This window comes from Psychromonas sp. SA13A (assembly GCF_011378715.1).
Taxonomy (GTDB): Bacteria; Pseudomonadota; Gammaproteobacteria; order Enterobacterales; family Psychromonadaceae; genus Psychromonas.
Genome location: NZ_WTKU01000010.1, coordinates 107,197 through 129,871 on the forward strand (window position 1 = coordinate 107,197; position 22,675 = coordinate 129,871).

The 22,675-nt window shown below is 37.1% G+C and carries 16 protein-coding genes, 6 tRNA genes and 1 other RNA gene; 11 read left to right on the forward strand and 12 right to left on the reverse strand.

Annotated features, from left to right (window positions below; all coding sequences use genetic code 11):
* Positions 1-122: 122 nt before the first annotated feature.
* Positions 123-208 (reverse strand) — tRNA-Leu (locus tag GQR44_RS11040).
* A 342-nt stretch (positions 209-550) separates the two neighbouring features.
* On the opposite strand from GQR44_RS11040, the gene GQR44_RS11045 reads away from it, so the two are divergent.
* Together GQR44_RS11045 and GQR44_RS11050 are read left to right on the forward strand one after the other, a co-directional pair.
* Entirely contained in the window at positions 551-2,368 is a 1,818-nt protein-coding gene (locus GQR44_RS11045; protein ID WP_166371867.1) for a choice-of-anchor I family protein, read from the forward strand.
* Positions 2,369-2,590: 222 nt separating this feature from the next.
* Positions 2,591-2,666 (forward strand) — tRNA-Ala (locus tag GQR44_RS11050).
* A gap of 301 nt (positions 2,667-2,967) precedes the next feature.
* On the opposite strand, the gene tesB is transcribed toward GQR44_RS11050, so the two are convergent.
* The 4 genes from tesB to thrA all read right to left on the reverse strand — a co-directional run bounded on the left by tesB (position 2,968) and on the right by thrA (position 8,719).
* Positions 2,968-3,867: an acyl-CoA thioesterase II gene (gene tesB, locus GQR44_RS11055; RefSeq protein ID WP_166371868.1), complete on the reverse strand. Its 900-nt coding sequence runs from the start codon at positions 3,865-3,867 to the stop codon at positions 2,968-2,970.
* 63 nt (positions 3,868-3,930) lie between these two features.
* On the reverse strand, positions 3,931-5,208 hold the full coding sequence (gene thrC / locus GQR44_RS11060; protein WP_166371869.1) for a threonine synthase: 1,278 nt from the start codon (positions 5,206-5,208) through the stop codon (positions 3,931-3,933).
* A complete protein-coding gene (thrB, locus tag GQR44_RS11065) occupies positions 5,205-6,161 on the reverse strand; it encodes a homoserine kinase (RefSeq protein ID WP_166371870.1) in 957 nt (318 codons plus the stop codon). The genes thrC and thrB overlap by 4 nt, the downstream gene beginning before the upstream one ends.
* 95 nt (positions 6,162-6,256) lie before the next feature.
* Positions 6,257-8,719, reverse strand: coding sequence for a bifunctional aspartate kinase/homoserine dehydrogenase I (gene thrA, locus GQR44_RS11070; RefSeq protein WP_166371871.1), 2,463 nt, complete (start codon positions 8,717-8,719; stop codon positions 6,257-6,259).
* Positions 8,720-9,250: 531 nt separating this feature from the next.
* On the opposite strand from thrA, the gene arcA reads away from it, so the two are divergent.
* Positions 9,251-9,967: a two-component system response regulator ArcA gene (arcA, locus tag GQR44_RS11075; protein WP_166371872.1), complete on the forward strand. Its 717-nt coding sequence runs from the start codon at positions 9,251-9,253 to the stop codon at positions 9,965-9,967.
* Between the two features lie 247 nt (positions 9,968-10,214).
* Here arcA and arcB read toward each other — a convergent pair whose 3' ends face one another.
* Positions 10,215-12,464, reverse strand: coding sequence for an aerobic respiration two-component sensor histidine kinase ArcB (gene arcB / locus GQR44_RS11080; RefSeq protein ID WP_166371873.1), 2,250 nt, complete (start codon positions 12,462-12,464; stop codon positions 10,215-10,217).
* A 408-nt stretch (positions 12,465-12,872) separates the two neighbouring features.
* On the opposite strand from arcB, the gene folE2 reads away from it, so the two are divergent.
* Positions 12,873-13,793, forward strand: a complete 921-nt coding sequence (gene folE2 / locus GQR44_RS11085) for a GTP cyclohydrolase FolE2 (RefSeq protein WP_166371874.1) — start codon at positions 12,873-12,875, stop codon at positions 13,791-13,793.
* A 142-nt stretch (positions 13,794-13,935) separates the two neighbouring features.
* Here folE2 and GQR44_RS11090 read toward each other — a convergent pair whose 3' ends face one another.
* The 3 genes from GQR44_RS11090 to smpB form a co-directional block, all read right to left on the reverse strand.
* Positions 13,936-14,613: a pseudouridine synthase gene (locus GQR44_RS11090; protein WP_166371875.1), complete on the reverse strand. Its 678-nt coding sequence runs from the start codon at positions 14,611-14,613 to the stop codon at positions 13,936-13,938.
* Positions 14,614-14,801: 188 nt separating this feature from the next.
* Positions 14,802-15,155, reverse strand: a transfer-messenger RNA (tmRNA) gene (ssrA, locus tag GQR44_RS11095).
* Between the two features lie 95 nt (positions 15,156-15,250).
* A complete protein-coding gene (smpB, locus tag GQR44_RS11100) occupies positions 15,251-15,736 on the reverse strand; it encodes an SsrA-binding protein SmpB (protein ID WP_166371876.1) in 486 nt (161 codons plus the stop codon).
* Positions 15,737-15,876: 140 nt separating this feature from the next.
* Between smpB and GQR44_RS11105 the strand changes: the two genes are divergently transcribed.
* Complete coding sequence (locus GQR44_RS11105; protein WP_166371877.1) at positions 15,877-16,314, forward strand: type II toxin-antitoxin system RatA family toxin; 438 nt, start codon at positions 15,877-15,879, stop codon at positions 16,312-16,314.
* 21 nt (positions 16,315-16,335) lie between these two features.
* Positions 16,336-16,635 (forward strand): RnfH family protein, encoded by a 300-nt coding sequence (locus tag GQR44_RS11110; RefSeq protein WP_166371878.1) that lies wholly within the window; start codon positions 16,336-16,338, stop codon positions 16,633-16,635.
* Between the two features lie 106 nt (positions 16,636-16,741).
* Here the strand turns inward: GQR44_RS11110 and GQR44_RS11115 are convergent, their stop codons facing one another.
* The 3 genes from GQR44_RS11115 to GQR44_RS11125 all read right to left on the reverse strand — a co-directional run bounded on the left by GQR44_RS11115 (position 16,742) and on the right by GQR44_RS11125 (position 20,003).
* Positions 16,742-17,983: an outer membrane protein transport protein gene (locus tag GQR44_RS11115; protein WP_240923626.1), complete on the reverse strand. Its 1,242-nt coding sequence runs from the start codon at positions 17,981-17,983 to the stop codon at positions 16,742-16,744.
* 270 nt (positions 17,984-18,253) lie between these two features.
* On the reverse strand, positions 18,254-19,150 hold the full coding sequence (locus GQR44_RS11120) for a glucosaminidase domain-containing protein (protein WP_166371879.1): 897 nt from the start codon (positions 19,148-19,150) through the stop codon (positions 18,254-18,256).
* A 499-nt stretch (positions 19,151-19,649) separates the two neighbouring features.
* On the reverse strand, positions 19,650-20,003 hold the full coding sequence (locus tag GQR44_RS11125) for a hypothetical protein (protein ID WP_166371880.1): 354 nt from the start codon (positions 20,001-20,003) through the stop codon (positions 19,650-19,652).
* 521 nt (positions 20,004-20,524) lie between these two features.
* On the opposite strand from GQR44_RS11125, the gene GQR44_RS11130 reads away from it, so the two are divergent.
* From GQR44_RS11130 to GQR44_RS11150, 5 genes are all read left to right on the forward strand, one after another.
* Positions 20,525-20,601 (forward strand) — tRNA-Met (locus tag GQR44_RS11130).
* A gap of 223 nt (positions 20,602-20,824) precedes the next feature.
* A tRNA-Met gene (locus GQR44_RS11135) sits at positions 20,825-20,901 on the forward strand.
* A gap of 134 nt (positions 20,902-21,035) precedes the next feature.
* A tRNA-Met gene (locus tag GQR44_RS11140) sits at positions 21,036-21,112 on the forward strand.
* 41 nt (positions 21,113-21,153) lie between these two features.
* A tRNA-Met gene (locus GQR44_RS11145) sits at positions 21,154-21,230 on the forward strand.
* A 1,056-nt stretch (positions 21,231-22,286) separates the two neighbouring features.
* On the forward strand, positions 22,287-22,675 hold a 389-nt coding region (locus GQR44_RS11150), incomplete at its 3' end, for a helix-turn-helix domain-containing protein (RefSeq protein WP_166371881.1).

A 22,675-nucleotide genomic window follows, 5' to 3' on the forward strand; every position in this document is an offset into this window, starting at 1 on the left:
TAAGAGAATATAAAGATGGGGAACGATTTTCAGTTCCCCTAAATCAAACTTTCTAATGCCAATACAACTCGAATTTTAAGCAAAAAAAAGCCTCAACATTAGTTGAGGCTTTTTCTTATAATTGGTGCCCGGAGACGGACTTGAACCGTCACGACCATAAGTCGAGGGATTTTAAATCCCTTGTGTCTACCGATTTCACCACCCGGGCGATTGCTTTAAAGCGTGCTTAAGCAATGACGAGCATTATAGAGAAATTAATGTCAGTCACAACCCCTAAACCGCAATAAAATATAATTTACTAACTGATTGCTGATTATTTCAACATATTGATATTTAACAAACAATTTTAGCTTAAAATACCCCCACTAACATTTAACGCTTGAAGTCACTTACAAATATATAGGTAAATAAATGAATAGATAAATAGGTAAACAGCAGGCCAAATAATTTATTTGCCTTTTTTATTATAAAAAACGGATTTTAATAAAAATGTCATCTTTTAACGGTACAAGTATGCGCACTTTATTTACTATTCTATGGAAGGTTATCAATGAAACTTAATTTACTGACTAGCATTATTCTTTCTTCTACTTTAATTGGCTGTACAAATACTCCTGTAACAATATCTGGATCTGAGCAGAACATTGATCGCAATATAAGCGAAAGCATTGAGCAACACATCAACCAAAGCATTGAATTACAGGAAGCAGGACGATACCAGTCAAATATCTTTGACCAGAGTGCAGCTGAAATTGTTACTTTTGATAAGCTGACCCAGAAAACATTTGTCGTCAATGCACAATCAGGCAAGATTGATATATTAGATAGCAAAAATATTGATAACCCCACTTTTGTTAACAGCTTAGATATCAAAGCAGATATAAAGAAACAGTTCAACGGCGAAGCCGGAGCTGCTAATAGTGTTGATGTATATAATGGATTATTAGCAGTTGCTATTGCAGCTAAAACTAAAACAGATAATGGCTGGATCGCATTTTACGATACCCAAGATTTACGCTTTATCTCTGCACTTTCTGTCGGAGCCTTACCTGACATGTTAACTTTTACTCCTAACGGACAACAGTTAGTCGTCGCTATAGAGGCAGAGCCTAGCAACGGAAATTATACCGTTGACCCAGAAGGCGAGATTGCTATCTTAGATATTAAATGGACCAATAAAATATTAAATACCGCCCTCACCCGCTTAACATTCACTGATTTCAATCATGGTGGATCGCGTCACCATCAACTACCAAAAAATTTATTATTAAATGGTTACCAAGCTAGTGTTTCGCAAGATTTAGAGCCTGAATATATAGCCATCAACTCAGATAGTAGTAAAGCTTATGTCGCACTGCAGGAAAATAATGCTATCGCGATTATAGATTTAGCAGCAAAGTCCATTGAACGTATTATGTCACTTGGTTTTAAAGACCACTTGCTAAAAGGTAATGAAATTGATGGCAATGATAAAGACAAACAAGCTTTATTAAAAAATGAAGCGTTGTTAGGAATGTATCAACCGGATTCAATTGCGACCACTCGCATTAACGGTATTGATTATTTAATTACAGCGAATGAAGGTGACGACCGCAGTGATTGGATAAGTGATTTAACACAAGCTGATTGTGAAGCTGGGCATTTTTATTACCATTTACAAGATGCTCAGTGTGGCGATGATATAAGATTAAAAAATGCATTATCTTCTAAGGATTATCAACCGCAATTGGCTAGTGCTAAATTAGACTTATCCAACTTTACAAAAGGTGGTGCATATCAGGAGACGGTTAAAAGAATTAAATTTTCACATTCATTAACAGCTCAGCATGGTGATTTAGACGGTGATGGAAAAATAGATCGTTTATTAACCTTCGGAGGACGCTCTTTTTCTATATGGGACATTAATAGCAGTAAAATGGTATTTGATTCAGGTAGTGATTTTGAACGATTAACAGCACAAAAATACGGTAATAATTTCAACCAAACGCACAACAAACTCAAAGCAGAAAATCGAAGTACAAAAAAAGGTCCTGAACCAGAAGCATTAACCACTGGCTCAATAAATGGTAAAACTTACGCATTTATAGGGTTAGAGCGAATGGGTGGAATTATGGTTTATGATATTAGCCAACCTGAACAGGCACGATTTGTACAATATCTTAATAATCGCGATATGACGATCAATCCAGCACAAAATAAGCAAAAGAATGAACAAGGGATCACCACCTATCAAGTTGATGCTGGTGACTTAGGTCCTGAAGGCTTCAAGTTTGTAAGTGCAAAAGATAGCCCAAGCGGTACACCAATTTTAATAGTAGGTAACGAGGTCAGTGGTACAACACGTTTTTATCGAATAGCAATAAAATAACAACATATGCTCAACCCGTTATTTACTTATCGACTTGATTAACTATCGTACAAATACAGAGTAAAAACACAAGAACCAACAAATATTTGAATCGAAACAGAGTTTTTACACTATTTGAAATTGACAACTAAAAACAGGGCGAATACAATCCGCTCTGTTTTTAGTAAATAGATTTCCCAACCTACTAAAACATCCACTGCGTTATTGATCACGCACTATAGTGGGGCTATAGCTCAGCTGGGAGAGCGCAACGCTGGCAGCGTTGAGGTCTGCGGTTCGATCCCGCATAGCTCCACCACTTTTTTCAAGATTTCCCCTCTACATATTTTAATTTAAAGCGATTATCTTCAAAGTAGCTATCTTTCAAACTGATTAGCTTCCAAACTGACTAGTTTTCACACTGTTCATCTTTAAAAGCAACTCTGCCAAATGAGTTTATAGTTACTATTCAAAACAGTTATTGATAAGTAACAATTCATAATGACTATCCTAAATAATCATTCAAAGTAACTATTAAAAGCCACTATTAAAATAACTATCCAAAATAGCCATCCTGTTTGTAGTCACCTTTTTCTCATAGTCACTTTTTCTAAAAAATGCTATTTTTCGCTCGTCTCTACCTTTGCTTCTGGTTTTGCTTTACGACGCTGGCGAATCAGCCCTTCTTGAATAGAGGAGGCAACCAACTTGCCGTCTCGAGAGAAAAATTTGCCTGACACTAAACCGCGGCCATCGGATGCGACTGAACTTTTTACCGAATAAAGTAACCATTCATCTAAGCGAAAATCATGGTGGAACCACATTGAGTGATCGATAGTCACCACTTGCATGCCTTCACTAAAAAAAGAAACACCATGGGGTTGTAATGCAGTTGGTAAAAAATTGAAATCTGATGCATAGGCTAATAAATAGCGATGAACGCGTAAATCATCGGGCATACGTCCATTAGCCTTAAACCAGACTAAGCGTGTTGCCGGTTCAATTTCAGGTTCAATAGGATTGATTAATGTTACTGGACGCATTTCTATCGGTTTTTCAGCAACTAACTTGTCACGAATAGAAGCGGGTAACAGGTCAGAATGTAATAAAGCCATCTCTTGCTCAGAAATAAGATCTTCTGGGGCAGGAGCTTCAGGCATCTCATCTTGATGCTCAAAGCCCTTTTCAGGTGCTTTAAATGAAGCGGTCATATAAAAAATAGGCTTACCATTTTGAATAGCCTTGATTCGTCTTGCAGAAAGTGAATTACCGTCGCGAATTCTTTCAACATCGTAAACAATAGCCCGATCTGTTTTACCTGGACGTAAAAAATAAGAGTGAAATGAGTGTACTTGCTGTTCCTTCTTAACGGTTTCTTTAGCAGCAGAAATCGCTTGCCCCATTACTTGGCCACCAAATACTGCGCCAAACCCTAAATCTTGGCTATCACCACGAAACAAGTTTTCTTCTAACTTTTCTAAGCTTAATTGCTTTAACAGATCGTTTAATACTTTACCCATTTTTAACTCCCAAAAAAGGGCGTGTAATACGCCCTCGTTTATTATTTAAAAAGTAGTTGAAGCTTATAAAGACATGAGTAATTCACGTACTTTTGCAAAATCAACAGGGAACTCTTTTGATAATAGAGGCAATTCTGCACGTGATGCTAACTCTTCAGGAATGAAAATGTCACGCCCTAAAATATCTTCAACACTTTCTTTAAACTTAGCAGGATGCGCTGTACATAAGAACAAACCAGTTTCGTTATCTTTAAGCTGTTTCGTCAACTCATGATAAGCAATTGCGCCATGTGGCTCACATAAATAACCTAGTTTATCCATTTCGATCAAGGTGTCTTTTGTTTCTTGATCCGACAGCTTGCCATAACCTAGTTCCGTTAATGACCAGCCTTTAACTTTAAATAGCTCTTCAATACGTGGCCAGTTATTTGGCGCACTCACATCCATCGCATTTGAAAGTGTTGCTACAGTCTTTTTCGGTGCCCATGTGCCTTCTTGTAAATAACGAGGCACCGTATCATTTTCATTGGTTGCAGCAATAAAACGTTTAATCGGTAATCCTAACGCTTTAGCTAATAGCCCCGCCGTTAAATCACCAAAATTACCACTCGGTACCGAAACCACCAAGTTATCACGTTGTTCAACAGATAATTGTGCAAACGCTTCAAAGTAGTAACAAATTTGTGCAACAAGACGACTAATATTAATTGAGTTTGCAGAGTTTAAACCCACTGCTTGTTTTAACTCTTGGTCATCAAATGCTTGTTTAACCATCGTCTGACAATCATCAAAGTCACCTTCAATCGCAACCGTTGTGATATTGCCACCTAATGTACAAAATAATTTTTCTTGTAATGGGCTAATTTTTCCTTTTGGATAAAGGATAACAACATTAATATTTTCCATGCCGTAAAAAGCATGCGCAACTGCAGCGCCAGTATCACCAGATGTAGCGGTTAAAATAGTGATTTTTCCATCGTCTTTGAATTGCGCTAAACACTGCGCCATGAAACGGCCGCCAAAGTCTTTAAAGGCTAACGTAGGACCATGAAATAGCTCTAATGCATTAATATTTTCAGTGACTTTTTTAACTGGCGCAGGAAACGTAAAGGCATTAGATACGATTTCATAAACAGCTTGTTTGCTCAGTTCATCACCAATCAAATGCGATAAAATTTCAGTTGAGCGATCCACTAAATTCATTTCAAGTAACGAATCGATATTGTCTAATGGAATAATAGCTTCAGGGAAAAATAAGCCTTGGCCACGCCCTAATCCTTGTTTAACAGCTTGTTGAAAGCTGACTTGTTCGCTGTTGTCTTTAATGTTGTATAAATTCATAATTCTTTTCCTAACACGCGTGCACCTTGTTCATCAAGGTGACAAATATGACAGAACCCCTCTTCATTTTGAAGAAAGTTTTCCGTTAACCAAGTTTTTAATAATTCTGCTTGTGACAAATCACTCATCACTGCGAATACCGTTGGGCCAGAGCCAGAGATCCCCATCGCCAGTGCACCACTTTGTTGTGCAAATAAGCGCGCTTGATCAAAACCTGGAATCAATTGAGAACGATAAGGTTCAGCAATCACGTCATTCAGCATTAACGCTGCTAAAGCCGGTTGTTCACTATGACAAGCATGCACAAATGCCCCTAAGCGACGGCCATAAGTCAAGGCATCAGACAAGCGATATTGCGATGGTAATATGTCACGCGCTGCGGCGGTTGAAATAGTAATACCAGGATAAGCAACTACCCAATACCACTCTTTAAATGAAGGAATGGTCTGGCTAATAACGCCACCTTCATTGATCATCAATTGCATACCACCAAGGTAGCAAGGAGCAACATTATCATAATGTACGCTGCCACTAATTTTACCTTCCATTTCACCCATGATAGTTAACATCACATGCTCATCTAATAGATAGTCATGCCATGCATTTAAGGCTTCTAGTGCAGCTACGATGGAGCTTGAACTAGACCCCAAACCACTTCCAACAGGAAGATTTTTTTCTAAGGTCAATGACACGGGTAATATTTCTTTATGCTGCTTTGCAAGCTCCGCCTGGTAAGCTAAATAACAGTCGTAAACAATATTACTCTTAGAGTCATCGGGTAATTTATGTGCATAAGGGCCAACACATTGTAATGAAAACCCGTAATCACCTTTAGTGATCATAACGCGGTCACCTAATGGAGAACCGTCAATAGGAGTTAAAGCGCCACCTAATACGTCAAATCCCACACTTACATTTGCCGTTGAAGCTGGAGCGTAAACAACAATAGACATATTAAAACCCCTGTTTCTGAATTTGAACGCTGTTCGTAAAACACATTACGCAAGCATTTTTAAATTGTTTTATAGTAGCAAAAATTGCAACCATGTTAGAACTCCTGTTTCCAGTTCAATGTACGAAGCACATCAGCAAACACACCTGCTGCCGTGACTTCCGTACCAGCACCATAACCGCGCAATACTAACGGAATAGGTTGGTAATATTGACTATAAAACGCCAGCGCATTTTCGCCATCTTTTACTTTATTCAATGGATCGTTTTCATCCACGGCCATAATACTACATTTACATTTACCATCTTCAATACTGCCAATGTAACGTAATACTTTACCTTCTTCATTAGCTTTATCTTGCAACTGTTTAAAGTACTGATCTGCTTCTGGCAAACGTGCCATAAACTCATCAGCAGTCCCAGTATCATCAAAACCAGGCGGTAATGCTTGCTCTACTTCGACATCATCTAACGTTATGTCCATTCCAGACTCACGGGCTAAAATAAGTAGCTTACGCGCAACATCTGTTCCACTTAAATCATCACGAGGGTCAGGTTCAGTAAAACCAAGATTACGCGCTTCAGAGGTTACATCTGAAAATGATTTTCCTTCATCTAACTTACCAAAGATGAACGATAAAGAGCCAGATAAAATACCATTAAATTTAACTAAACGGTCACCTGCGTTGAATAGGTTTTGTATATTTTCAATTACCGGCAGACCAGCACCCACGTTAGTATCATATAAAAACTTACGACGTTTCATTAACGCAGTTAAACGTAACTGGTGGTAGTAATCCATGCTGCTTGTGTTAGCTTTTTTATTGGCAGTGACAACGTGGAAACCTGCGCCTAAAAAGTCAACATAACGTGCTGCAATACCATCGTTACTAGTACAATCAACAATCACAGGATTTATAATATGCGAACCATTAACGAGGTTCTTCATTGCCACTAGCGATAACTCTTCAGTGGCATCTTTTAATAAATCGCGCCAATTGTTTAGGTCAACACCATGAACATCCAATAACATCGCACGGCTGTTAACCACACCACAAACTCGAATCGCAATATTGCGTTCTGCTAAATAGGTCTGTTGGCGATGAATTTGATCAATCAATGCACCACCAACACCACCACAGCCAATTACAAACAGGTCAATAAATTGCGTACTGCTAAAGAAACTGTGATGACATGCAATCACTGCTTCATTGGCTTTTTTCTCAGAAACAACGGCAGAGATAGAACGTTCTGAAGATCCCTGTGCAATTGCAGTCACGTTAATAGAAGCATCGGTCAGTGCGGTTAGGAAACGCGCAGCAACACCTTTTTCTTTTTTCATGCCATCACCAACAAGCGAAATAATAGCTTGTTTGTCAATCACATCGATTTCTTCTAGTAAATTATTTTCAAATTCTAGGCTAAATTCTTCAGTTAATGCATCTATCGCTTGTTGTGTATCATTTGAATAAATACAAAAGCTTAAACTATATTCCGATGAAGATTGAGTGATCAAAATAATTGAAACACCAGCACGAGAAACCGTCGAGAAGATACGACCCGCCATGCCTACAATTCCTTTCATACCAGGGCCTGAAATACTTAGCATACTCAGTCCTTTAAGATCTGAAATGCCCTTTACACGTAATTTCTGATTACTTGTTTGTGCACTAATCAAGGTACCTTCCGCTTGAGGATTATGTGTATTTTTAATAAGACAAGGAATATGGTGCTGCGCAATAGGTGCGATGGTTTTTGGATGCAATACTTTTGCGCCAAAATAAGAAAGCTCCATGGCTTCTGCATAGCTTAACGATGTGAGTAATTTTGCATCTTTAACTAAGCGCGGGTCACAGCTGTAAACGCCATCAACATCGGTCCATATTTCACAGCATTCTGCTTTTAAACAAGCGGCTAAAACGGCAGCTGAATAATCTGAACCATTACGTCCTAAAACTAATGTTTCACCTTCTTCATTACCTGCTGTAAAGCCCGGCATTAAATAGATAGCGTTAGAAACAATTGCATCTTCAGCTAATAATTTGCGTGATGTTTTAATGTCTATTTGTGCTTCTAAATAACCACCTTTAAAAGAGATTAATTTTTGTTGAGGCACAATTACTTCAACATCTTGGCCTTTAGCAATAAGCAATTGCTTCATACAAGCAACACTTAACACTTCACCTTTACTTAAAATACGTGCTTCGATACTCGCTGGACATTGGCCTAATAAACGCACGCCTTCTAATAAATTACTCAGTTCAGCAATTTCATTTTCAAAGGTGTTGCGTAACAAGTCGTCTGCTAATTCAGCGTAGGTTTCTTTTAGGCCTTTAATGAGCTCAGAGAAGATTTTTTGAATTGCAATTAAATGCTCATCAGCAGACAATCCTTGGCTGGTTTTTTCTACTACCGCTACCAAGTTATTGGTCACCCCTGAAGGCGCTGATAATACAAGAGCGATTTGAGACTGTTGCTGATTGTTAATAACAATATCAGCCACCTGATTGAAACGTTGAGCATTTGCTAATGAAGTGCCGCCAAATTTAAGTACGCGCATCGTACCTCCCTGCTTTAATACGAAAAAACCCGCTTTCAATAGCGGGTTTTATGAATGTATAGATTTTCTTTTTTACAAATAGCAAAAAAAGCTGCGAACTAAGCGCAGCTTTCTTCGGTTTGAGCGGAGAAAATAAAATAAAATACATGTGTGTTAATAGTTTCATTATTAAATAAATTTATGGTGAGATTATATCAAAGCTTATAGCGTACTGGAACAAACAACCGATCGAGCTTGCAATTAATTCGCATAACAAATAACAAAATGTTAATTCCCAGCCTCTGTGACTTGATAAATATCAAATAGACAAGGTAAAACGCTTGTTTAAATCCATAATAAGTTGTTATCTATATGTTAAGTAATTACACTTTAAGCACTGAAAACTGAGACTTTTTAAACAGCATTAAATTTAGCATGATTAATTGTTTAAAAAAACGGCCGAAAATCTGCGCGCCATGACAGTTTCACTTAACCTAATATTATCCCGCACAGGTTGAGCAAAGCATTATTAATTTTTATAGGAGTCAATTCATGTCTAGCGCTAACATTTTAGTTGTAGAAGATGAGTTAGTAACAAGAAGTACATTAAAAAGCGTTTTTGAAGCCGAAGGTTATCAAGTATTTGAAGCTAATGACGGTACTGAAATGCACCAAGTATTAGAGCAAAATGAAATAAACCTAATTATCATGGATATTAACTTACCAGGTAAAAATGGACTTTTATTAGCAAGAGAGATACGTGAACATAAAAACATTGCACTTATTTTCTTAACCGGTCGTGACAACGAAGTGGATAAAATCCTTGGTTTAGAAATTGGCGCAGATGATTATATTACTAAACCTTTTAATCCGCGTGAATTGACCATTAGAGCGCGCAACTTATTAACACGTACCATGCAAGACACCCTATATTTTGAGCAAGTACGCCAAAAGGTTGAGCATTATAAATTCAGTGGTTGGACACTAGAAATAGATAGTCGCTCGTTGATTAGCCCCAATGGTGAAGTGTTCAAACTACCGCGTAGTGAGTTCCGAGCGATTTTACATTTCATTGAAAATCCAGGGAAAATACAGACTCGAGCGGATCTATTAATGAAAATGACAGGACGAGAATTAAAAGCGCATGACCGCACGGTAGATGTCACCATACGTCGTATTCGTAAACACTTTGAAACAGTCCCAGAGTCAGCAGAAATTATTTCGACGATTCACGGTGAAGGTTACCGCTTTTGTGGTGAATTAGAATAACTCGCTGCTATTGCGAATTCAATGTGGAGCGAATTTAAAGTAAACAAAAAAGAGATCGTTATCTACATTGATTAAATTTAAAAAGGCCAGTTTTACTGGCCTTTTTTATTATTTGTAGCATATTTATCTGGTTTAATTAGGCTTAGAGCCAACTAATTAAAATCGTTCAATTAGAAAGCCTAAATTGTAAAAATCACCTTATTTATTAACCCAATTTAAAAACCTTCAGACCTAATCTACATAGATATTACCCGCTATTGGCAACAATCCACTTCCTCAGTTTTTTTACATCTTCAAGGTAACCGACTTTGATCAACTCGTGCCAATCATCAATATTGTCCCACCAAGCCGGTAACTCTGGGGATTGCATCTTTTGCGCTAACTTCTGAATACGTAATAGCCCTACGGAAGCGGCAGCACCTTTAATTTTATGTGATTGCGAAGCGATCCCTTTTTCATTTTTTGCCACCATATGACTTTCTAAAATAGACAAATATTCAGGCATCATAGTTTCAAATAAAGAGACGTTATCTAACATCACTGAAGTCGGTAAAAACTCCATTAATTCTTTCAACATTTGTTCATTAAATAATTCAACCTTAGGCGCTTTTTGTACCGCAGGCTGCACATTAATGAGATTAGTAACCACTTCTTTTTGTTCACTGAAATGGCGTTCCAACATGCTATTAAATAAAGGCAAACTTAAGGGTTTACCAATTGCATCATCCAAGCCTTTTTCAATAAACTGCTGTGTATCGGAAAATACATTTGCTGTTAAGGCAACTATTGGCGGTAATTCAGAATGAATTTCACGTAGACGCTGTGTCACCTCATAACCATTCATGTCCGGCAATTGTATATCCATCAGAATCAACTGATATTCTTTATCGGCCACCTTATCGAGCGCTTGCTGTCCATCCATTGCCACATCTACATGGTGACCTTGCTTTTCTAATAAGGCCCTTGCAACTAAGATGTTTAGTTCTATATCTTCTACTAGCAAAATAGACAATGTTGGTACTTGGAAGATTGACTCTTTTTTTGATGCGGCAACACACACTGTCGGTAAACTAAGCGTGAATGTACTGCCTTTTCCTAATTCACTACGAACCGTTAAACGCCCATTCATTGCTTTTGCAATTTGGCTTGAAACCGACAAACCTATACCCGTTCCCGTTGCGTGGCGCTCGCCCTGAACTTGATAGTACATGGCGAATATTTTATCTAACTTATCTTTGGGGATACCAACGCCAGTATCTTCGACTTCAAAATTTAACCATGTTTTTTGATCTTCTATAAAACTGCTACAGCGTATAGTCACTTCACCTTGTTCGGTAAACTTAACGGCATTAGTGATCAAGTTCCATAGGACTTGTCGTAAACGGGTACCATCAGAGTTAATACATTTAGGTAACTCCCCTTGTTGTTTGAAGATTAAAGTTAACTTTTTTTGCTCCGTTTGAATATACGCAAGGCTTTGTAAATCATTAATAAAATCATCTACATTGATACAGTCATTGACTAAATTAAGACGTCGTCTGTCTAACTTATCAAGGTCGACAATATCATTGAATATATTCCCTAGGGTGATAGCACTCATATGAATGGTTTTAAGATATTGAGTCTGTTCTTTATTAAAGTTTTCATCTAGTAACATGCGACTTAAGCCAACGATACCATTGAGTGGCGTTCGCAGTTCATGACTAATCGTTGAAATAAAAGTAGTTTTATCGCGACTGGCTTTTTCTAAAAATTCCTGGTGTTTTTTACGCTCAGTAATGTCGCGACCAAAACCAATTAAACCAACACATTCACGCTGGCTATTAAATAAGGGCAACGCACGGATTTCAAAATAGGCCATGCGCCCGTTTGGGTATTCCAACCACGTTTCATGGATCTGCTCAAGATGCGTTTCAATCACTTTTTTATGTCTCAATGACACAGAGTGAGCATACTCATCGGAATAGATATCAGCAGGTAATAAACCAATTAATTCAGCTTCTGTTTTACCCGAGATCTCTTCCATTGCTTTGTTACAACTGACAAAGCGCTCCACTAAATCTCGATGAAAAATCAAGTCGGGAGAGGTATCAAAAAAAGATTGTAGTAATTTTTTCCCTTCGCGCAGTTGCCGCTGTGTTTTTTGATGATCAACAATCTCATTTTCTAACAAGTGTGTTTTAGCTTTGTCTCGCTGTGATATTTTCTCTAATTTAGCGACTGTCATTGCTAAACGTTGACGCGCATTATCTAAATCATCAACCACTACCGTTAAAAAATACACCGCCCATGGTGTGATCAATAAACCTAACATAACTGAACGATAAATATCAGCCATATCGAGTGTTTCAGAAAATAGCTGTGCAATGATAATTTGAATACAAGCATCGCCTAGAATAATCGCAAAGGCTAACAACATACTAAATTTTATAGGGCCTAAACGTTTCAAGAGCGAAACATAATAATGTACCCATGTTTTTAGATTAAATAAACTCACAGTTCCTCACAATATTAATAACTTAAATGAATGACAGGATTAAATGATAGGACGCTTAGTGTAACCGTTTTTTAGCCATTAAAAATAATCCCAAGTGCTCAGGGTTTGTTATTCTGTATTCAATATTCATTTATCTGAGACACAATACAAATAAAGGCAATTGGATGTTGCATTGTATCGTTATAACTTCATCCAATTCATTTTACACCTAGACTCGACATATAATCATAATCGACATCAATAAAGCATTTAAAATCAATCATTTTTTAAGTATAGGGATAAATTATCAATCACTTAGATAAAACCTTTGTATTTGGTGGTTTTTAATTTTTGTGATCCCGTTTATAATGCGCGCTTCTTTTTATATTCATTTATCCATGTAAAGCATGTTGAAGGGAGCCTTATTGAATGGCAATGCCAGATATCGCAAATAGTGCACAAGCTCAAACAGAAGGCGCGTTAGATCGCGTAGGTATGAGTAATATTGAGTTACCATTGATGGTACAAACAGATAACTGCCCTGCTCAACAAGTCAGTGCTAATGCTGAATTATTTGTTAATCTGGGTGACCCGCAAGCCAAAGGCATTCACATGTCACGCTTGTACCTGCAACTAGATCAACTTTCAACAGAATCTGAACTAACGTTAGCGACATTAACGACTTTATTAGAAGGGTTTATCGAGAGTCATCAAGACTTAAGTTCAGAAGCCTTTGTTAAAATCGCATTTGATTATAATTTACGTCGCAAATCATTAATCAGTGAAAAACGTGGTTGGAAAGCTTACCCAATTGTTATTATCGGACGTTTAATAGACGGAGAGCTGGATATTGAGCTTCAAGTTGATGTGCCATATTCTTCAACTTGCCCATGTTCAGCAGCGTTAGCTCGTCAATTGATTCAAGATGCATTCAGTAAAAAATATGCGCAAGCAGCAACACTTGATAAAGACGAAATTGTGGCTTGGTTAGGTTCTACTCAAGGTATTGTAGCAACACCGCATAGCCAACGTAGTGTTGCACAGGTGAAAGTTAAACTTCAGACAACTGCTGATAACTTCCCAATTATTGCACTGATTGATTTAATTGAAGCAACATTAAAAACGCCAGTACAAGCAGCGGTAAAACGTGAAGATGAACAAGAATTTGCACGTTTAAATGGTCAAAACTTAATGTTCTGTGAAGATGCTGCACGTCAATTACAATATGCATTACATCAACAAACACAATTTAGTGATTTTTGGTTACGCGTAAATCATTATGAAAGTTTACACGCGCATGATGCAGTATCGGTTACCACTAAGGGCATTAAAGGCGGTTATCAAGCTTAACCACTAATAACATTGTTTTATTAAGCTTAATAAAAAACCTTGTTCAGCAATGACCAAGGTTTTTTTGTATGCGAAAAAGAAAAATAAGATGAGTGCGATTGCTATTAAAAAACTAAGATCAGATTAACTATAGCCAAGCTAACTATTGCTCACCAATGGCCTCTAGAAAGGGGACATCAGTTTTAAAGCACACCATTTTTTTAGTGTAAGGATGCTTGATGCTTATTTCACTTGCATGCAATAACAAACGAGGAGATAAACTTAATGCCAACGGTTCTGCATAAAAATCATCCCCTAAAATAGGGTAACCCATTGCCATCATATGCAATCGTAATTGATGAGTTCGCCCTGTAACAGGCATCAATTTAATTAATGTGCTTTGTTTTCCATAACTCACCACTTCATAAAAGGTTTTACAGGCTTTACCTGATTCAAAATCAACCTTATGTTTTGGCGGGTTCTCTTTGTCTTTACTCAGTGGTACATCGATACAACCTTGCGGCTGTGGCACATGTCCTAAAACACGCGCATAGTAGATTTTTTTTGTTTCACGTTCTTGAAACTGTATTTTTAGCGCCCTTTCAGCTTCTTTTTTTAAAGCAAAAATGATCACACCAGAAGTGGCTAAGTCTAAGCGGTGAACAGTATGGCTATTAGGATGTAATTCAAGCAGACGACTGTAGATACTGTCATGTCGTTCAATATCACGCCCCGGTACCGATAAGATCCCAGCAGGTTTATTAAATACAATCATATCTTTATCTTTATAGATGGTATCTAACCAAGGGTCTGTGGGAGGCTTATAATCAAAGTCATTCATAACAGTTCACTGCATTTAAATAGATTTTAAAGAATACCGATAGCGACATTAACGTCAATAACGTCAATAACGTCAATAACGTCAATAACGTCAATAACGTCAATAACGTCAATAACGATACTAATATCAACATATGATAGATACAAAAAAGGCTGAAATCCGTTAAGAAATCAGCCTTTTTTAGTAGGTGGTGGAGATGGGGGGAGTCGAACCCCCGTCCGAAAAACCTACATCCTCGGTACTACATGCTTAGTCAGTTATTTGGTTAACTCGTTAATCTCCAACTGACAGGATATTAAAAAGCGAGTCCGATACTATTTCGCGGTTCACCCTCGAACAAGGTTCCCTCGCTATCCGATGTAAATGACCTTCCGAATCCCTACCCATTGGAAAAGCGCGGGTGGAAGGCTAGCTAGCCTAAGCTGCTAGAGAGTAGTTAGAGTCGTTTGCAACTATAACGTTGGCGGCTTTTTACGAGGCCAACCGCCACCTCGGCATGCACCTTGGGTTTCAAGAATCTCGTCGAGTCCTAAATCATCCCCACAGTGGTTAGTGATAAATCACCAACAAGTTAAGTTTAACAAAGCTAAGTGATGCAAGATAGCATTATCTTGCATGTTGTTTGCTAACTGCTTAATTATCGAACGCTATGCTTCATCATACGTTCTTTTTGAACTTGCCACTCACGATCTTTAACATCACTACGTTTGTCGTGATCTTGTTTACCTTTCGCTAAAGCAAAGGAAACTTTTACCCACGCTTTTTTCCAATATAAAGAGATTGGAATAATGGAGTAACCTTGTCGTTCCACTTTACCTACTAAGTTATCAAGTTCACGTCGTTTAAGTAATAATTTACGATAGCGTAAAGGATCACATACTACGTGTGATGATGCGGCGATCAAAGGTGGAAATGTTGCATTTAGTAACCAAGCCTCTCCATTTTTTAAGAAGATGTAGCTATCTGCAATATTTGCTTTACCTGCACGTAATGATTTTACTTCCCATCCTTGCAATTCAAGTCCCGCTTCAAAGCGTTCTTCTAAATGATATTCATGGGAAGCACGTTTGTTACGTGCAATCGTGTTATCGTTATTTTTTGGTTTTGAGTTTTTTTTAGCCATAGCCTGCATTATAAAGTTTGTTTATTTAAATGGCTATTTGATTTGTTGAAAAGTCACTCATTTACAAGCATTTTTTGCTATTTTTTTTCAGTTAGCACCTTGCATCGTGTAAGATGCTATTTTTTTAAACGAGGTAAAGCATGGCTAAAGTATCACGTAGCGCATTGTTGATGTATAGCGCACAAGAAATGTATCAACTAGTGAATGATGTGAATGCTTATCCTGAGTTTTTACCAGGTTGTAGTGAAACCACGGTTTTATTAGATCAAGTGAATTTAATGAAAGCATCCATTAAAGTTTCTAAAGCCGGTATCAGTCAAACCTTTGTTACTGAAAACACATTGATTGAAGGTCAATCTATTTCGATGAAATTACTAGAAGGCCCCTTTAAGCATTTAAGTGGAGGCTGGACTTTCACTGCTTTAGATGAGCAAGCCTGTAAAGTGAGTTTAGATTTAGAGTTTGAATTTAGTAATTCCATTGTTAAATTAGCCTTTGGACGTGTTTTTCATGAATTAATCGGCTCTATGGTTAAATCTTTTTCAAACAGAGCCAAGACAGTTTACGGTACACGTTAATATATCTCGAGGGAGCATGTAATGAGTGGGTTAATAGATATCGAAGTGGTTTATGGGATTCCCAACAAGCAAGTTTTATTGTCCTTGAAAGTACCTGAAGGGACAACCATTGAAAACTGTATAAAATTGTCAGGTATTGTAAAACACTTTCCTGAAATAGTGCCTAGTGAAGCGGTTGTAGGCATTTTTAGTAAGCCAGATAAATTAGATAATACGGTTAAGCAAGGTGATAGAATTGAAATTTATCGGCCACTAACCGCTGACCCCAAAGAGATGCGTAAACTAAGAGCAGAAAAAGCCAAGCAAGCTAAGAAGAGTTAGTTTGTAACGAAACCTGATAATGAAAATTTATGTTTCTGCTACCTACAAAAAAGCGCCTTTCGGCGCTTTTTTTGATCGATTCAATTTTTATTTTATAGTCATAAGATTAAAATTCGTGACTATATTGTACAGCAATTAATAATGCATCTGCATGTGTCGTACCTGTAATAGAAGATAGCGCAGTACTTTCAGAGACTGATACGTTTTGTCCTAACAGATAAGTTGCACCAAAATCCATATTACTATTTTCAGAGAAATGATAAGTAAAGCCAGCAGAGAACCATTGGCGATCTGAATCTGGTACCGAGATTGAAGTCACCTTATCTTGAGCACTCATGTCGTACATATAACCTGTACGTAATGTCCACGTTTCATTTAAGTAATAAGTCCCTCCAATTGAGAAGTGCATTGCATCTTTCCACTTATAAGTACTGATAGTATCGAACGCGTCAGACTCTAATGTGTCGAATGAAGACCAACCAATCCACTGAACACTATAATGAACAGCATATTGAGTATTTTTAATACGATGATAACCAGAAAATTCAGCCATATCTGGCAATCCTAAATATAACGAGTCATCTTTAGTCTTAACACCATTGAAGGTTACATCTCCTTTCACCTCTAATTCTGGGCTGTAATGATAAGATAATCCAAATCGATTATTTGCATTTAATTCAAATACAGCGCCTAAATTAAAACCAATCCCAACACCTGCAACATCAGCATCTAAAGCAGTCAAACCACTAAAGATACTTGAATCATCGCTTAATGTTCTTTTTAATTCTCCTGTTCCATAAATAATGTCGACTCCAGCACCAAGGCTCCATTGCTGGTTAATACGATAAGAAGCTGCTAACCCTAAATTTAAACTTTTAACATCTGTGAGACCACCGAACTCTGAGCCGGAAAATGAGCCATTGAAGTCAGTTCGCGTGCCAAAATTGGAATATAAATCAACCCCCACAGCAAACGTTTCGTTAATTGGAAAAATAACATGTAGATTAGGTGAAACTGAGACGCCACCTGCATCATCATAACTTGAGCTTTTACCTGATGCAGTTAAGCCATTATAAACACCATCTGACACTGAAATATCTGTTTTTAAAACATTAACACCTAAAGATAAAGCTGTTTTATCAAACAAAGCCATTGCAGCTGCATTACGTGACATAACAGAGGCATTATCAGCAATAACTGCATCACCAGCAAAAGCACGACCTAAACCTGTAGCAGATTGAGAGTTTAATTGAAAACCAGCAGCATTAACTTGTAATGCAGTGAGTGAAATTGCACTCGCTAAGAGTGTTTTTTTGAAGAAACATAAACCTTGCATCTGAGTGCGCATAATACCAATCCTTGCTATTGTGATCTCAGCTGTATTGCATTATCACTTAATGATTATGAAAGAAGCATAATTCAGAAATGATATTTGCACGCAGTTATGCACTAAAAGCGTGACAGAGTGCAAATGCTTACCATGAAATTTTACTTAATTGGCGACATAAAGAAGGGATTGAATGAATTTAACAGTTAGCTAGTGCATTAAAAGTGATTAAAAGTGATTAAAATTAATGCACTAGCGTAAATAAGGAAGATCTACAAATTTAAATGAATATTAATAAACAAGATGTACTAAATTGTTATCAGACAAAAAAGTATCATCAGTGACACCTAATTTATTATAACTAATCAGTTCACGTAACCCATCGATATAAGCCTGCCCACGCTCAGAATATTTAATCAAAGTACCCGCTAATAAAGTACCTGAAAAGGTTTTATTCGATGCCACTTGTTTTGCTCGTAGGTCACGTAATGATTGATATGCTGAAGTAGAATTAATATTCAACATATAACCTTCTACCGAAGCTAACGGAGTATCGAATCTCGCAATGCCATAATTACCTAATTCAGTACGTTGTTGTTTGGGTTTAATTCCATTACCACTAAAATCCCACTGTCCGAACAGTGCATTTCCTTCAAGTGCAAAACGTGACGTTCCCCAAGCACTTTCCTCCGCTGCTTGTGCTAATGCTAACGAAGGTGGAATAATATTAACGCGCTTCAATAACTTCTGTTTAAGCTTATTGGTTAAAACCTCTGTATCTTCATCTATAACACGATATTTAATAGCAATAGCGATTAAATCAGGAGACGTTAGCTTGGAATTTTTTACAATCTCACGCTCATGTAAAATATTTTCATTTGAGACTAAAATTAAAGGTAAAATCAAACGCAGAAAAATACTCTTTTTGTTGTTCACCGGCATATTTTGAGAAACTTTCTGCCACTCTGGACTAATCCCTTCAAATGTTAAACGCGGAACTTCCTTTGAGCCTTTATCCCAGTAGCCAGGAGTATAATGTAAATCATTGAATACCTTTTCTAGATCCTCTAAAGAAGTAATTTTAATTTCAGTAGGGTTAGCCATCAATTGCTGAGTAGGAGAAATCTTCTCTGAACAGGCAGATAAGAACAGCACGCTACAAAGCATACCGATAATATATTTTTTCATAAAAATCTCCGTAAAATAATTAACTTTCAATTCGTTAACCGTTTCACTGTGGTAGTAATAAAGTAAATAACATCATTAGCATCATTAGCATCGTACAAACCAGGTTAATAATTGATTGCGATATGACAACACGACCTACAAATAAATTCATAAAATAATAAAAAATCATGATTACGTTCTATTTTTTACTATCAACAAGGTTCTAACCAATAGGGTCTATACGTGGTACGCAGAAAAAAGGTTTACTTTGAATTGTAAATTGATGCCGTTACAAAGATTGATAGTTACTTATTAATTCATTTTAAACTATCAACCCTTTATAACTAGATGTGGACTCTGTCACTAAAAATCAAGGGTATTGTTAAAAAATAGGCTGAGCCGTCACTAATAAAAACAGAGACAAGACTCACGAGGAAGCCGTAAGTCATTTTAACATGCGACACGTGTTAGTTGATGAGCGAGGGGGTATCAATATCACTAAACTAGCCATCTACTTTAATTACAGTGCGGAACTGCCGGAAAACAAACCAGCTAGGTTCAACAGATGAATAATAGGCAACATCAACATACACAATAATGCCAACCACATAAGCCAACCAATAAAACCATTGTTCCTCATGGTTTTTAAAATGCTACCGCCATGAGTTTTACCAACAAAGTATAAAAGACAATATTGGATCAGCATGATCCCAATCACAACCGGTAATGCAGGCAACCCCAAAGACGCAACAACCATCGGAATAGTCAATACAGACATATACGCAACAGCAATTATGATCACAAACTCTTTTGGACGAAAACCAGTTAAATCCTCAAGGATTGAATCACTCTGTGTTGTATCCTTATTTTTCATATATACCTCTTCATTTTAAACATTACGAGTGTTGTTCAGCATTACGGATTCACATTGAGAATTAAACAGCTTACGTTTTTAACAAAATGACATAGATTATCGTTAAAAATAACCTATGCAAATTATGATCATTAAAATTATAGCTATTAAAACTATGACCATTACAGCTATGACCATTACAGCTATGACCATTAAAAGAATAGTTTTAATTTATGAACTCTTTTTAATGCCTACCCAACATTTGTATGATAAATGCAATTTCAGTGTTTGTCTCAATAAAATGATGCTTATAAGAGACCTATCATTTTTATTCACCCATCTCATTTGAATCTAAGTTAATTAATAAAGCATTTCCGTTAAAAATAATAATTATCAGTTATAAAACAAAATACTAGGTAATTGTCACCTTAAAAGATCAATTTGTTCACTCTTTAAGCAATCAAATACTAATTTCTTACAATACTGTAAATAACGCTTGCAATATAATGTGATCTCTATATCATTCGCCGCACTTAAACGGACGCGAGATGGAGCAGTCTGGTAGCTCGTCGGGCTCATAACCCGAAGGTCGTAGGTTCAAATCCTGCTCTCGCAACCAATCTTGTTTAAGAGAAGAAAAGCTTATCGAGCTCAACTCTCTATAAACAATGGCGAAGATCGTAGATTAAAATATTGCTTTCGTAACCAATATTGTTTAAGAGAAGAAAAGCTTATCGGGCTCAACTCTCTATAAACAATGGCGAAGATCGTAGATTAAAATATTACTGTCGCAACCAACTTTTTAAAAGAAAATGTTTAAGTATTAAGTTTTATATATCGGACGCGAGATGGAGCAGTCTGGTAGCTCGTCGGGCTCATAACCCGAAGGTCGTAGGTTCAAATCCTGCTCTCGCAACCAATATTGTTTACAGGAAGCAAAGCCTATCGGGCTCATCTCCTTATAAACAATGGCGAAGATCGTAGATTAAAATATTACTATCGCTGCCGATTTTTAAAATGAAAAGCTTTAGAAAAAGAAACAATAAATCCGGACGCGAGATGGAGCAGTCTGGTAGCTCGTCGGGCTCATAACCCGAAGGTCGTAGGTTCAAATCCTGCTCTCGCAACCAATTTTTGTTTAAAAGAATAAAAAAGAAATATCAAATCCGGACGCGAGATGGAGCAGTCTGGTAGCTCGTCGGGCTCATAACCCGAAGGTCGTAGGTTCAAATCCTGCTCTCGCAACCAATCTTTGTTTAAAGAAAGAAAAGCTCATCGGGCTCAACTCTCTATAAACAATGTCGAAGTACATAGATTAAAATTCTGTTCTCGTAACCAATCTTTGTTTAAAGAAAGAAAAGCTCATCGGGCTCAACTCTCTATAAACAATGTCGAAGTACATAGATTAAAATTCTGTTCTCGTAACCAATCTTTGTTTAAATAAAGAAAAGCTCATCGGGCTCAACTCTCTATAAACAATGTTGAAGCACATAGATTAAAATTCTGTTCTCGTAACCAATCTTTGTTTAAAGAAAGAAAAGCTAATCGGGCTCAACTCTCTATAAACAATGTCGAAGCACATAGATTAAAATTCTGTTCTCGTAACCAATCTTTGTTTAAATAAAGAAAAGCTCATCGGGCTCAACTCTTTATAAATCATGGCGAAGACCATAGATTCAAACCCAGCTCTCGCAACCAACTTCTAATACCTTTAGAAGAACTAATTCCAAGATAAAGTATAAATAAAACTTAAAATATTGGCACTCAATAAGGCAGTCTAGTAACTCGTCGTGCTCAGCTCTTTATAAACCATGGCAAAGGCCATAAATTCAAATCCTACTCTCGCAACCAACTTCTAATACCTTTAGAAGAACTAATCCCAAGAAAAAGCATAAATATAACTTCAAATATTGAAACCCAATAAAGCAGTCTAGTAACTCGTCAGGCTCAGCTCTTTATAAACCATGGCAAAGGCCATAGATTCAAACCCTGCTCTTGCAACCAACTTCTAATACCTTTAGAAGAACTAATCCCAAGAAAAAGCATAAATATAACTTCAAATATTGAAACCCAATAAAGCAGTCTAGTAACTCGTCAGGCTCAGCTCTTTATAAACCATGGCAAAGGCCATAGATTCAAAGCCTGCTCTCGCAACCAACTTCTAATTTTAGTAGAAGGTGAAACACAACTTAGGTTCAAATAATAAATCTTGGATTCAGATTATAAGTGCATAACTTGAATTGGTAGAAAAAGCGGCCTGCTGAATATATGCTTATCGCTTTTTCTCCGGCAAGAGATGCAACAATGAAAACATATAAACAACTGACCTATGGGCTAAGATGCCAGATTTATGCTTTAAAGAAAATAGGTCTGAGCCAAAATAAAATTGCGCAACAGTTAAAAGTCAGTCAATCAACTATCAGTAGAGAGCTTTCTCGTAATACAGGTAAGCGAGGATATCGCATTAAACAAGCCCAATCGTTTGCACATCATCGTCGATTACATTCTCGTAAAGCAATTAAAATGACGAGTAGCCTCATTGCATTAATTAACTCAAAGATTCGACTCGAATGGAGTCCCGAGCAAATATCAGGATGGTTGCGAGAAGAACACAAAGTGCGGATTAGCCATGAAACGATTTATCTTTATATTTGGTCTGATAAGAAACGTGGAGGTCAGTTATTTCAATACCT